Here is a 12,254-nt window from a genome sequence, read left to right on the forward strand (position 1 = left end):
GCCGAGATCACAGCGCGCACCGGTAGCGACCCGGGGGTGTACTACCAGAGCCTGACGGCGGCCCTCGGCACACCGCACGCCGACCGCGTCGAAGGCCCGGCCACGCGGGAGCAGAAAGCGAGGCTGGCCGCGCTGACGGCTGCGAACGTGCAGGCGACTTCACTGGCAGGCGAGCCCATCACTGCGGTGCTGAGCAGTGCGCCGGGCAACGGCGCGGCGATCGGTGGCATCAAGGTGTGCACGGCCAGTGGCTGGTTCGCCGCGCGGCCGTCGGGCACCGAGGACATCTACAAGGTCTACGCGGAGAGCTTCCGCGACGAGGCGCATCTGCAGCTGCTGGTCCAGGAAGCGCGCGGCGTGGTGGACGACGCGCTGGCTGCGCCTTGATCAGGCAGCCGCGAGTTCGGCCACGCCTTCGCTGACGAACACGCAATCGCCGTCCTGGAACACACGCACTTCACCGGCTGCGAACGCCTGCCAGGCCTCGCCATGGGTCAGCGGCTCCGTGGAGACCAGCGCCATGCGGTCAGCCGGGTTGTTGACGGTGGCCAGGTCCACACTCAGGTCGCCGTCGCGCAAGGAGACGTGGCCGAAGGGCGGGCGGCGCTGCAGCCAGTGCAGCTTGGTTGACGCATGCGCCAGCATGGCGCGGCCATCGGTCAGCAGCAGGTTGAAGCGGCCGTGCTCGGCGATCTCGTGGATCCAGGGCGTCAGCGTTTCGGCCAGTTGCTGCCAGTCGGGCGGCTGGTTGCCAAAGCGCTGCTGGAGCTTCTGCATCAACCAGCAGAAGGCTCGTTCGCTGTCGGTCTGGCCGGCCGGCGTGAAGCTCCCGTCCAGCTGGGGGTGAAAGTCCTTCAGGTCGCCGTTGTGCGCGAAGACCCAGGTGCGACCTGCCCAGTCGCGGCGAAAGGGGTGGCAGTTCTCCAGGGTGCGGGCGCCCTGGGTGGCCTTGCGGATGTGGGCGAGGATGTTGCGTGCCTGCACCGGGTGGTGGCCGAAATGACGCGCCAGTTCGGATTCGGCCGCCGGGCTGTCCTCAACGGTGACTTCGCAGCGCTCGCCGTCGTGGAAGGCCACGCCCCAGCCGTCGACATGGTCTGCGGTGCGCCCGCCGCGAGCTGCGAAGCCGCTGAGGGAGAAGGTGGCGGCGGCCGGCTGGCGGCTGTTGAGGGCGAAAAGCTCACACATCGGTGGTGGCGGAAGCTGTCAGTACGGGTGGCAACGCTGCAAGTCTGCAGGCCGATGACACAAAACCCAACAAAGCTTTTGTCATGAGCTCATGCCTGTGCGGGTTCTCACGTTTCGCGGGCGCGCCGCAGGGCGTTAGGCTGGGCTGTACCACCTTCAGGAGACGCCCGTGCCGAAGTGCCTTGTTCCCGTCGCAGCTCTGCTGCTTGCACTGACCGCAAATGCCCAGGAAACGGCCTGGCCGTCCAAGCCCCTGCACTTCGTCGTGCCCTTTGGCCCCGGCGGCGCCAACGACATCGTGGCGCGCACGGTGGCCGAAGCCACGGCCAAGCAGCTGGGGCAGCCGATCATCATCGAGAACAAGCCCGGTGCCGGCTCCATGATCGGCGCGGCCTATGTGGCCAAGGCCGCGCCGGACGGCTACACCTTCCTGACGCCGGCGGCCGGTGTCATCACCAATGCGCTGATCAAGACACGCATGCCCTATGCCGAGAACGACCTCGTGCCCGTCGTCATGATGGCCGTCAGCCCCTCGGTCGTCGTCGTGCCGGGCGACTCGGCCATCAAGGATCTGAAGGGCCTGATCGCGGCGTCCAGGAAAGGCCAGGGGCTGAACTTCGCGACGGCCGGCACCGGCAGCACGCCGCATTTCGTGGCCGAGATGCTCAAGCTCAAGGCTGGCGCCAAGCTGCAGATCGTGCCCTTCAAGAGCGGCTCCGAAGGCATGGCGGCCGTTGTCGGTAACCAGGTCGATGCGACCTCCGAGGCCAGCCCCGTCGTGCTGTCGATGGTGAAGGCCGGCAAGCTCAAGGCCATCGCCTCGACGTGGAACCGTCGCATCGCGGCTTTGCCCGACCTGGCCACCGCCCAGGAGCAGGGCTTCAACGACGTTTTCATTGGCCATTGGTCGGGCGTGTTCGCGCCCAAGGGCACGCCCGAGGCCATCCTCGACAAACTCAATGCGGCCGTGAATGCGGCGCTGAAGACGAGCGAGCTGCGCGCCAAGCTCATCCCGCTGGCCATCGACCCGACGGGCGGCAGCCGCGAGGACTTCCGCAAGTTCCTGGTGGCTGAGAAAGCCCGCCTGGCACCAGTGGCCAAGGCGGCGCAGATGAAGGAAGACTAGCGGTCGGCTTCGACGAGGGCGCGCATCGCGGCCAGCAGCACATCCGTCGCTTCATCCGGCGTCAGCAGTTCGGCGCTGACGAAGGCGCCATTGACGAGCAAGGCCAGCTGAGCGGCGAGTGCCTTCGGCGCGCGTGCCTTCAGGCGTTGGGCGATGACTGTGAGGCGTGACCGCAGCGCCTGCATGTGCGCGCGCGCCACGCCGCGAGCCGGGTGATCCTGCTCGGCGAACTCGGCCGCCACATTGATCTGCGGGCAGCCGCGGTAATTGGCGCGGCCCAGGCGCTCGCCGATCCAGCGCATGTGCGCTTCCAGCTCGGCCTTCGCGTCGCTCGCGTTTTCCGCGGCGACCCGGTCCCAGGTCGCCCAGAAGTCCACGTCCTCGCGCTCCAGGAAGGCCACGATGAGGTCGTCTTTGGTGCGGAAGTGGCGGTACAGGCTGCTCTTGGCGACGCCAGCCTGCTCGATGACCAGATCGATGCCGACCGCGCGAACGCCGTTCTTGTAGAACAGCTCGGACGCCACGCCCAGCAGGCGCTCGCGGACGTTCTGAGCTTCGGGGGCAGTTTCAACAGGCATGTTCATCACGGTGGTCGATTCGGTGTTGACACGATACAGACCATTCTGTATCGTTCAAAGAACAGACAGGTCTGTCTCGTTTCAAAAGGATGATCATGAGCAGGGATTTGGGCAAGAAGGCGGTCGCGGTCTACGGTGCCGGCGGGCACACCGGGCGATTCGTCGTCAACGAGGCGCTGAGGCGCGGTTTGCGGGTGGTGGCGATCGGGCGGGATGCGTCGCGACTGCCGGCTGGCGTGGAGGCGCGGGTCGCGACCATTGACGACGCGGCCGCGCTGGACGCGGCACTGCAGGGCTGCGGCGTGGTCATCAACTGCGCCGGGCCGTTTCTCGACACGGCGGCGCCGGTCATCGAGGCCGCCCTGCGCGCTGGCTGCGGCTATATCGACGTGACCGCCGAGCAGGCCAGCGCTGAAGCCGTCTTCGAGAACTTCGATGCCCGGGCTCGCGTGGCTGGCGTCGCCATCATTCCGGCGGCGGGCTTTTACGGCGGGCTGGCTGACCTGCTGGCGACGGCGCTGATGGGCGACGGCGCCGTGCACGACCTGGCCATCGCCATCGCGCTGGACCACTGGTGGCCCACCGAGGGCACCCGCAAGACCGGTGAGCGCAACCAGGTGCCGCGCGTTGTGCTGCAAGGCGGCCAGATCGTGCGCATGCCGACGCCGGCGGCCCAGCGCGACTGGCGTTTCAGTGCGGAGCACGGCGAGCAGGCCATGGTCGAACTGCCCTTCAGCGAGGTCATCACCATCGCCCGCCACCTGCGCGTGCAGAACCTGCGCTCGTGGCTGACGCTGTCGTCCCTGCAGGAGATCCGCGATGCCACGACGCCGCCGCCCGAGGCCAGCGATGCGCAGGGTCGTTCAGCACAGCGCTTCGAGATGGTGGTCCAAGCCGGCGAAGGGGCGAGCGCGAGAAAGGCCATCGCCCGTGGCCAGGACATCTATGCGGTGTCGGCGCCGCTTGTGGTGGAGGCGGCCGAGCGCATGCTGCAGCCATCCTTCAAGCGCAGCGGTGCGCTCGCCCTGGGTGAGGCCTTCGACGCCAAGGACTTCCTTCAGTCGCTCAGGGAGTTTGAACTGCAATTGGGCTGAGGAAAGGCGCCAGCCAGCGCATCTGCGGCTTGTCGCGGCCCTCGGCGGTGGGCTCCAGGGACAGGAAGTAGTCGCCCCAGGTCGGGCCACCGGCCCACCACAGCCAGCCGTCCCAGACGTCGGCATTGGCCTGCAGATGCTTGAGCGCGCCGGCCACGGCCTGCTCACAGACTGCGTTGGCGCCTCCGCCCAGCTCACCCAGGATGGCGCGGCGCTTGTTCTTGCGCAGCCATTCGGTGAAGCGCTTGAGCCGCTCCGCGCCGATCTCGGGGCTGACGCATTCGGGGCTGGTGCCGGAGCCGTCCTTGTCGAAGTACTGGTGCACCTCGAAGACCATGCGGTCCAGCGGGTCGCGCACCTGGCCCATGACCTCGGCGTTGGGCGTGCCGTACCACTTGGACTCGAACCAGCTCCAGGCACCGGTGTAGCCGTTGCCGGGCACGGTGATGAGGTTGGTCGCGCCGGTCTTGCGGATGGCATCGATGGCGGCCTGGGCGGCCTGGCCCCAGGTCTCGGTCGGCATGTTGCGCGGCTCATTGACGAGGCCGAACTGCACTTTCGGGTTGTCCTTGAACTGCAGGGCCAGGCGCCGCCAGAAGTCGGCAAACGCGGCGATGGGCACCTCGGGCTTGCCGACATGCACCTCCTTGTAGGCCGCGTAGTTGTGCGGGTCCAGCAGCACATGCAGGCCGCGGGCGGTCGTGCCGTCGACGAACTCGCGCAGGCGARCGAGTTCCGTCGGGTCGAACTCGCCGTTCAACACCGGCTGCAGGCGCTCCCAGCGGAAGGCGATGCGCATCAGATTCATGCCCTTGGCCTGGAAGTAGGCCGTGCTGGCGACGCTGGGATAGACGAAGTCCTTGCCATAGATGCCGGGGAAGGGCAGCTTCTCGCCCCATTCGGCGCTGGACAGGCTGATGCCGCGCCAGGGCAGCAGTTCGGCCGCGCAGGTGCCCTGGACGAGGGACGCCAGCAGGCAGGTGGTGGCGAGGTGTCGCAGCTTCATGGATCAGTCCTTCGTCAGGGTGGTGCCGTACAGCGCCTGGACCAGGTCGGTCCGCCAGGCATGGGCTTGCGGGTCATAGAGGCCGAAGCCCGAGGCCAGTTCCCAGTACATCCAGGGCAGCTGCCGGGCAGCCATCTCGGCGCGCATCGCCTTCAGGTAGCGCACCCGGGCGCCGAGTGCCGCGCGGCTGTAGGCGCCGAACTCGCCGACCACCACGGGGTAGCCCAGGCGCTTGCCTTCGTTGGCGGCCAGGTCGAGGCCTTCGCGGATCTTGGCCAACTGGGCGGCGTCGCAGCAATCCACGCCCACGGGCGGCGAGGGGCTGACCCATTCCGCACCCTGATGGGTGAAGGTGAACGGCTCGTAATGGTGGACGGTGAGCAGCAGGTTGGCGTCGGCCGGCAGCTGCAGCTTGGACAGGGCCCAGGGGCTGTTCCACTGCACCGGGCCGATCATGACGATGCGGTTCGGGTTGCTGGCGCGCACCACGCGCAGTGCGCGCGAGGCCAGGGTGTTCCAGTCGGCCTCGAGCTTGTTGTGCGGCTCGTTGTAGAGCTCGAACACCAGGCCCGGCCCGGCATTGGCGAAGCGCTCAGCGATCTGGCGCCACATGGCCAGGAAGCGCAACTGCACCACGTCCGCCGCGACGCTGGCTTCGCCCGCGTCGACGGCATCGCCATCGAGCTGGTGGTAGTGGTGCATGTTCAGCACGACGGTGACATTGCGCGCGAGCAGCTTGGTGACGATGCCTTCGACGCGGGTCATGAAGGCCGCGTCGATGGTGGCTGCGGCATCCAGGCTGGCGTGGTTGCTCCAGCGCACCGGCAGGCGCACCGCCTGGCTGTAAGACGGGCTGGCGCTCGGGCCGACGAGCTGGATGAATTCGTCTTCGACCTTCAGCCCCCAGGCGCCTTCGCTGGGCGCTTCCAGCATGCTGCCGAAGTTGATGCCGCCGCCCAGCGCCGCGGCGGCGGTGCGGGCCTGTGCCGAGGCGCCGGGCGGTGTCCCGGACGGCGTGGTCGGGTAGGCGGCCCAGGGGTCTGTGGGCGTGGGCGGTGCCGGCTCGGCGGCGGCACCACCACCTCCGCCACCGCAGGCAGCAAGCAGCGCGATCAGCAGGGCAGTGGCAAGGCGGCCCATGGCGTCAGCCCCGCGCCGGCGGTTGCACGCCGAGCGCGGCCAGCACGTCCTGGCAGGCACCCATGGTGTGGTAATCGGTCTTGCCGGCGGGACTTTTCTCGTCGGTGACCTTGCTGTTGTCGGGCGCGAGGATGCGATACCAGGCGCCGTGCTCGTGGTCGACGAAGTGCTGCCAGGCGTAGGCCCAGATCCGGTCGTACCAGGCCCAGTAGGCGTCGTCGCCGGTGCGTACGGCCAGCCAGGCGGCGGCGGCAAGGCTTTCGGCCTGGACCCAGAAGTATTTGTCGCCATCGCACACCGTGCCGTCCGGCGCGAAGCCATAGACGAGGCCGCCGTGAACGCCGTCCCAGCCGCGCTGCATGGCGGTGTCGAAGAAGTGGCGCGCCGTCGGCACCAGCCAGCCGGGCGCCGCTGCGCCCAGACGACGATCCAGCATCAGCAGCAGCTTGGCCCACTCGGTGAGGTGGCCGGTCTGGAAGCCCCAGGGCCGGAAGATGTTGGTCTTGTCTTCGCGGTTGTAGTCCCAGTCGAGTGTCCAGTCGGTGTTGTAGTGCTCCCAGACGAGGCCGCCCGCGAGCGCCGCCTGGCGTTGGGCGATGGACGTGGCCAGGGTCAGCGCACGGTCGAGGTAGCGAGATTCGCCGGTGGCGGCGTGAGCGGCCAGCATGGCTTCGCAGGCGTGCATGTTGGCGTTCTGGCCGCGGTAGGGACCGATGCCCCAGTCCGGCGTCGCCTCGTCGGCGTAGAGGCCGTGGGCGGGTTCCCAGAAGTGCTGCTCCATCAGTTCGAAGGTGGCGGCGATGCCTTCGCGCGCGCCGGGCACGCCGGCTTCTGTGGCGTGCGAGTTGGCCAACAGCACGAAGGCCAGGCCGTAGCAATGGTTGGCGCCGTCGAGCACCGTGGCGCGGCCGTCGTGCCAGTCCAGCACCCAGGCATAGCCCCCTTGCGGCTGAGCATGGACCTGGTTGACGAAGGCCAGTGCGTGCGCGACGTCGTGAACAGGTCCGCCAAACCAGCGCCAGGCCAGCGCGTGGTTGAAGACGAAGCGCGTGCTGCTGACGAGGTGGCGGGTGCGGCGGTCGTAGATCGTGCCGTCGTCCTTGAAGAACTGGAAGCAGCCGCCGGTTTCGTCGCGCGCACGCGGCGCGTAGAAGTCCAGCGTGTGGCGGATGTGCGCCCACAGTGTCTCGGGTTTGCGCAGGTCGGGAGGCGTCATCTCAGTACCTCGTCTTTCAGGAAGCGGGTCAGCTCATCGGCCATCAAGGCATGCACGTCGATGCGCGGATGGGCCCAGGAGAAGGCCTCGAAGCGGTAGCTCCAGACCTTGGCGTCGCCCTCGCTGCGCAGCGTCTGCACGGCGCCCAGCACGGCGCGCGGGATGGCCGGCTGTTCGCGTGGCGCCGACATGCCGCCCATCAGCAGCACGATCCTGGCTTGCGGGTAGCGCGCGCGCAGGCCGCGTACGAAGGCGAGATAGCGCGGGCCGAAGTCAGCGGCGATGGTCTGGCCCTTCGAAGCCGGGAAGCCATGGTCGTTCTGGCCGAGGTTGAGCAGCACCACGTCGGGCGCGCGTGCTTCGGGCGGCGCGACCGGTGCGTCCAGGCGCGGCGCGTACCGGTTCCACACTTCGGGCATCAGCAGCTGGTCCCAGGTCGCGGTGATGCCGATGCCGCTGATGGCGATGCCAACGTAGTCCGCGCCCAGCTTGGACGCTGTCACTGCGCCATAGGCCCGCGTGCCGTCGTGGCTGGACAGGTCGGCGTATTGATCCTCGCCGATATCGCCGTTGCATGCGCCGGCGGTGATGGAGTCGCCGTAGAACTCCAGCTTCAGCGGCCGGGGTGCGGGCGGGTCGAGCAGCTTGCCGCCTTCGGCCAGGCGCAGGCCGAGGAAGACGCTTTCAGCCTGCGAAGCCTCGGTACGCTTGACGAGGCGCAGCTCGTGTTCTCCGGCCGTCAAGGGCAGCCGCCAGTCGGCCGGCCCGTCGCTGCGCAGTGCCAGTGCGTGGCGGCGGCCGTCGACCTCGACGGTGAAATGGTTGATACCGCCGCGCGACGGTGCCAGGCGCAGCGTGAGCTGGTCGCCGGTGAAGCGGGCGCGCAGCTCGCTGCCGCTCCACGCCAGCAGCTTGCCGCCGGGCGCGCTGCCGATGCGGCCGATCCAGCGCAGCTTGGGATCGTCCGCGGCTATCAGGCCTGGCTTGCTTGACGGCGCCTCGCGCACGAAATCGCTCGGGTGGAGTTCGGGCGGGAAGATGCCGGCCGACATGACGGCCAGCAGGCTCGCCGGGCGGCCGCTGCCGGTCCATTCGTCCTTCTTCACGCGCACGTGCAGCAGGTGGGCACCGGGCTCCAGCTCGCGACCGACGACGGCGTAGTGCCAGCCGAGGTAGCCCTTGCGTTCCGGCACCTGGCCGCGGAGCGTGACGACGGGCCCGTCGTCCACCCAGGCTTCGAGGTTGCGGTAGTGCTCGCTTTCGGCGTGGAAGACCGCGACCTCGCGTCCCCAGACGAGAAAATGAGCCTCGGCATCGTCGGCCTTGCTGACCCAGCCGGGCTGCTGGCCGGTCCACTCGGGATGCACCTCGCCGCCACGCTCGAAGCCATGCACCTGGTAGGGCTTGAGGGTCTCGCCGGCCAGCATCCGCGTGAACTCGTGAGCGCGCCCGTAGACGGGCTCGGGCAGCGGCGCGGGCGCGGCGACCGGCCCGCGGGCGGCTGCCCGCAGTGTCTCGGCCAGCGCAAGCGCGATGCGCTGATGGCCGGTGGCGTTCGGGTGGACGGGCTCGTCGTAGAGAGCCGCCCAGCGGTCTTCGCCGGCATCGACGCGGGCCTGCATCCAGCGGCCGAAGTCCAGCGCGGCGAGGCCGTAGTGAGCGGCCAGCTTCAGCTGCGCATCGACCGCGTCGCGCGCCTGGTTGCCCTGCTGCGTCAGGCCGAGCACGACGACCGCGGGCGGCTTCTTGGAAGTCAACAGTCGGCGCAGGATGGCTTCATAGCTGCTGCCGCGCACGGCCGGATCCAGCCACTGGTCGTTGACGCCGAACTCGACGATGACCAGGTCGGGCGACTTGTCCAGCACCTGCGTCTGCAGCCGCTGCACACCGGCGGCCGAGTCGGTGCCGCTGACGCCGGCGTTGACCAGCTTGGCCTTCGGTCCCAGCGATCTGGCGAGTAGTGCGGCCCAGCCGCGCTCGCGGGGAGGCTGGGCGGCGTAGCCGGTCGTGATGGAGCCGCCAATGGTGGCCAAGGTGATCGCCTCGCCAGCGTCCAGCCTTTGCATGACGGCCTGCAGCCGTGGGTCGTTTGCCGCCTGGCCGACGGCCGGCAGCATCAATGACAAGTACAACGCGAATCCCTTCAGAAATCTCATGTCAGCCCTTGGTGGCGCCCGCTTGCAGCCCGGCGACGAACTGCTTCTGGAAAACCAGGAAGAGCACGACGGCCGGCAGCGAGGCGAGCAGCGACCCCGCCATCAACACGGCGGCCGATTGCGGGTTGAAGCTCAGGTCGCCCGCCATCTTGCCGAGTTGCAGCGGCAGGGTCAGCGTGGCCGCGTCGTTGACGACGAGYAGCGGCCACAGGAAGTTGTTCCATTCGCCCACCGCCACAGGGATGGCAATGGCCGCCAGAGCTGGCCGCAGCATGGGCAGCACGACGCTCCACCAGATGCGCAGCGTGCCGGCGCCGTCCAGGGTCGCCGCGCTGATGAGTTCATCGGGCACGCTCAGCATGGCCTGGCGGAAGTAGAAGACGACGAAGGCCTTGGCCAAGCCCGGCACCAGCAAGGCGGCGTACGTGTTGATCCAGCCCAGCTGCGCCACAGTGACGAAGTTGGGCACGATGGTGACTTCCCACGGCAGCATCATCGACACCAGCAGCGCGCGGAACAGCCAGCGGCTGCCGGGGAAGGGCTTCTTGGTTAGCACGAAGGCGACGAGGGACGCCGCCAGCAGGCTGACGACCGTGACGACGATGGTGACGAGCAGGCTGTTGGCATAAAAGCGCAAAAAGCCGTGGCCCTCGACCTGCACCTGCAGGATGCCGGCGAGCTTGGTCGGATCGGCCGTGGTACCGGCCCAGTCGGGGTTGAAGAAGTTGCGCGACGTGGGAGCGTGGGGCAGCAGCGTGGGCGGCTGGCGCAGCAGCTCGGCCACGGTCTTGAAGGCGCCGGCGGCCATCCAGTAGTAGGGCAGCAGCATGGCGGGCACCAGCAGCCACAGCGGTGCCTGGAGGAGGCGAGTCCACTTCATCGCCCGCCCTCCCGGCCGATCAGCTTGAGGTTCAGCCAGGTCAGGCCGAACAGCAGCGTCGTCAGCACCCAGGCGGCCGCCGAGGCCAGGCCCAAGTCGAGCTGGCGAAAGCCCCGGTCGAAGAGATAGGTGACCAGCATCAGCGCCGAGTCCAGCGGGCCGCCGAGCGTCTCGACCGCGCCGTAGAGCAGATAGGGCTCATAGAAGACCTGGAAGCTGGCGATCATGCCGGTCACGCTCACATAGACCAGTGTGGGGCGCAGGTTGGGCAGCGTGATGTGCAGCAGCTGCTGCCAGCGTGAGGCACCATCCAGACGCGCGGCCTGGTAGAGCTCTTCGGGGATGGCGCGCAGGCCGGCGACGAAGATGACGAGGTTGTAGCCGAGCACCGACCAGACGCCGACGAGGACGAGAACGGGCATCGTCCATTGCGGGTCACCGAGGAAGCGCGCCGGCTCCAGGCCGACGGCCGCGCGGATGCTGTTGAACAGGCCATAGGCCTCGGAGTTGGCCAGCCACTTCCAGGCTGAGATGGCGCCGACGCCGCCGGCCACGGCCGGCAGGAAGAAGGCCACGCGCACCCACTGGTGCAGCCGCGAGTTGCTGCCGAAGTTCAGCGCCAGCACCAGGCCCAGCAGCACGGCGATGACCGACACCGAGGCCATGTAGGTGGCGGTGTTGCCCAGCGCCGTCCAGAAGCGCTCGTCGGCGAAGAGCTCGGCGTAGTTGCGCAGGCCGATCCAGTTGGGGGCGTCGGTGGCGTGGTAGTCGGTGAAGCTCAGCCAGGCGGAGCGCAACACGGGCCAGACGCCGAACAGGCCGAACAGGGCAAAGAAGGGCGCGACGAGCAACATGTCACGGCCATGGCGGCGCCAGATCATGGCTGCGCTCCCAATGCTGCCAGTGCACGGTTCATGACGGCGGCCGCGCGGCTCAGCTCCACCTGTGGGTCGCCGCCGGCCAGCACGACGCGCTGCACGGCGCGGGTGACGATGTAGTCCTGGCGCATCCATGCGGGGCAGGGCGGCGGGCCCTCGGCGTCGGCGAGCTGGGTCAGCAGCGCCTCGCGGTGGGGCAGGGGCAGGGTGGCGATCTGATCCTGCCGGCCGGAGGGCAGCCACATGCCGCCGTAGGCCAATGCGGCCTCGGCCATGCGGCGCGTGACCTCGGGCTGGTAGACGGTGCGCATGAAGTCCAGTGCCAGCTCGCGATTGGGCGAGAAGCGTGTGATGGCCAGCACCGTGCCGCCCAGCACTGCGGTGCGCTTGCCCGTCGGGCCGATGGGCAGCGGCGCGGCGGCCCACCGCCCGACCAGGCCCTTGTGAACCATGTCCATTCGCGACAGCAGCCAGGTGCCGGACTGCATCAACCCGTAGGCGCCGCTTTCCAGGCCGCCGTCGGCGTCGGGCCAGCCATCGGTGGGCGCTTGCAGCTCGCGGTACAGGCGCGCGTAATAGGTCAGCGCACGCACGGCCTCGGGGCTGTCGATGACGGCGCGTGCGCAGTTGGCGTCGTAGACCGCGCCGCCGGCCTGGCGCAGGTAAGGGTAGAAGCCCAGCCAGCTGGTATTGCCCCATTGCTGTGCAAAGCCGTGTCCCTGGGCGCGTTGCGCGCGGGCGACACGGATGAAGCTTTCCCAGTCTCCGGGTGCCTCGGCAGCCAGGTCGCTGCGGTAGTACTGCAGCTGCACATGCATGTCGAAGGGGGCACCGTAGAGGCGGCCGTCCGGGCGGCGGATGGCGCGCAGCGCGCCGGGGTTGGCGTGCTGTTCGAGCTGGCGGGCGAGGTCGGGCGCAGCCTGGTTCAGGTCGACCAGAGCGCCCTTGGCGCCGAGCGCGATCGCGTAGGAGGTGCTGCCGGTGACGAGATC

11 protein-coding genes and 1 pseudogene are annotated in these 12,254 nt (G+C 68.8%); 3 read left to right on the forward strand and 9 right to left on the reverse strand.

Features of this window, described 5'->3' with window-relative positions:
• Positions 1 to 387: pseudogene (locus ACXJKR_RS12175) on the forward strand (alpha-D-glucose phosphate-specific phosphoglucomutase); the annotation flags it as partial.
• Here the strand turns inward: ACXJKR_RS12175 and ACXJKR_RS12180 are convergent.
• Complete coding sequence (locus tag ACXJKR_RS12180) at positions 388 to 1,188, reverse strand: class II glutamine amidotransferase (RefSeq protein WP_457323053.1); 801 nt, start codon at positions 1,186 to 1,188, stop codon at positions 388 to 390.
• Positions 1,189 to 1,357: 169 nt separating this feature from the next.
• Between ACXJKR_RS12180 and ACXJKR_RS12185 the strand changes: the two genes are divergently transcribed.
• Positions 1,358 to 2,314 carry a tripartite tricarboxylate transporter substrate binding protein gene (locus ACXJKR_RS12185; protein ID WP_056203908.1) on the forward strand — a complete coding sequence of 319 codons (957 nt, stop codon included), beginning with the start codon at positions 1,358 to 1,360 and terminating at the stop codon, positions 2,312 to 2,314.
• Here the strand turns inward: ACXJKR_RS12185 and ACXJKR_RS12190 are convergent.
• Positions 2,311 to 2,898 (reverse strand): TetR/AcrR family transcriptional regulator, encoded by a 588-nt coding sequence (locus ACXJKR_RS12190; protein WP_457323054.1) that lies wholly within the window; start codon positions 2,896 to 2,898, stop codon positions 2,311 to 2,313. The two genes, ACXJKR_RS12185 and ACXJKR_RS12190, sit on opposite strands and share 4 nt — an antisense overlap.
• An 89-nt stretch (positions 2,899 to 2,987) precedes the next feature.
• Here ACXJKR_RS12190 and ACXJKR_RS12195 point away from each other — a divergent pair, with 89 nt between their 5' ends.
• Positions 2,988 to 3,986 (forward strand): saccharopine dehydrogenase NADP-binding domain-containing protein, encoded by a 999-nt coding sequence (locus tag ACXJKR_RS12195; protein WP_457323055.1) that lies wholly within the window; start codon positions 2,988 to 2,990, stop codon positions 3,984 to 3,986.
• Here ACXJKR_RS12195 and ACXJKR_RS12200 read toward each other — a convergent pair.
• From ACXJKR_RS12200 to ACXJKR_RS12230, 7 genes are all read right to left on the reverse strand, one after another.
• A complete protein-coding gene (locus ACXJKR_RS12200) occupies positions 3,958 to 4,992 on the reverse strand; it encodes a glycoside hydrolase family 5 protein (RefSeq protein WP_457323056.1) in 1,035 nt (344 codons plus the stop codon). The genes ACXJKR_RS12195 and ACXJKR_RS12200 overlap by 29 nt on opposite strands.
• Before the next feature lie 3 nt (positions 4,993 to 4,995).
• Positions 4,996 to 6,132 (reverse strand): glycoside hydrolase family 5 protein, encoded by a 1,137-nt coding sequence (locus ACXJKR_RS12205; protein WP_457323057.1) that lies wholly within the window; start codon positions 6,130 to 6,132, stop codon positions 4,996 to 4,998.
• 4 nt (positions 6,133 to 6,136) lie between these two features.
• Complete coding sequence (locus ACXJKR_RS12210) at positions 6,137 to 7,348, reverse strand: AGE family epimerase/isomerase (protein WP_457323058.1); 1,212 nt, start codon at positions 7,346 to 7,348, stop codon at positions 6,137 to 6,139.
• Positions 7,345 to 9,504, reverse strand: coding sequence for a GDSL-type esterase/lipase family protein (locus ACXJKR_RS12215; protein WP_457323059.1), 2,160 nt, complete (start codon positions 9,502 to 9,504; stop codon positions 7,345 to 7,347). The genes ACXJKR_RS12210 and ACXJKR_RS12215 overlap by 4 nt, the downstream gene beginning before the upstream one ends.
• A 1-nt stretch (position 9,505) precedes the next feature.
• Positions 9,506 to 10,384, reverse strand: coding sequence for a carbohydrate ABC transporter permease (locus tag ACXJKR_RS12220; protein WP_457323060.1), 879 nt, complete (start codon positions 10,382 to 10,384; stop codon positions 9,506 to 9,508).
• Positions 10,381 to 11,265 carry a carbohydrate ABC transporter permease gene (locus tag ACXJKR_RS12225; protein ID WP_457323061.1) on the reverse strand — a complete coding sequence of 295 codons (885 nt, stop codon included), beginning with the start codon at positions 11,263 to 11,265 and terminating at the stop codon, positions 10,381 to 10,383. The genes ACXJKR_RS12220 and ACXJKR_RS12225 overlap by 4 nt, the downstream gene beginning before the upstream one ends.
• A partial coding sequence (locus tag ACXJKR_RS12230; RefSeq protein ID WP_457323062.1) for an extracellular solute-binding protein occupies positions 11,262 to 12,254 on the reverse strand: 993 nt, incomplete at its 5' end. The genes ACXJKR_RS12225 and ACXJKR_RS12230, both read right to left, overlap by 4 nt.

Source organism: Roseateles sp. P5_E11, assembly GCF_054049355.1.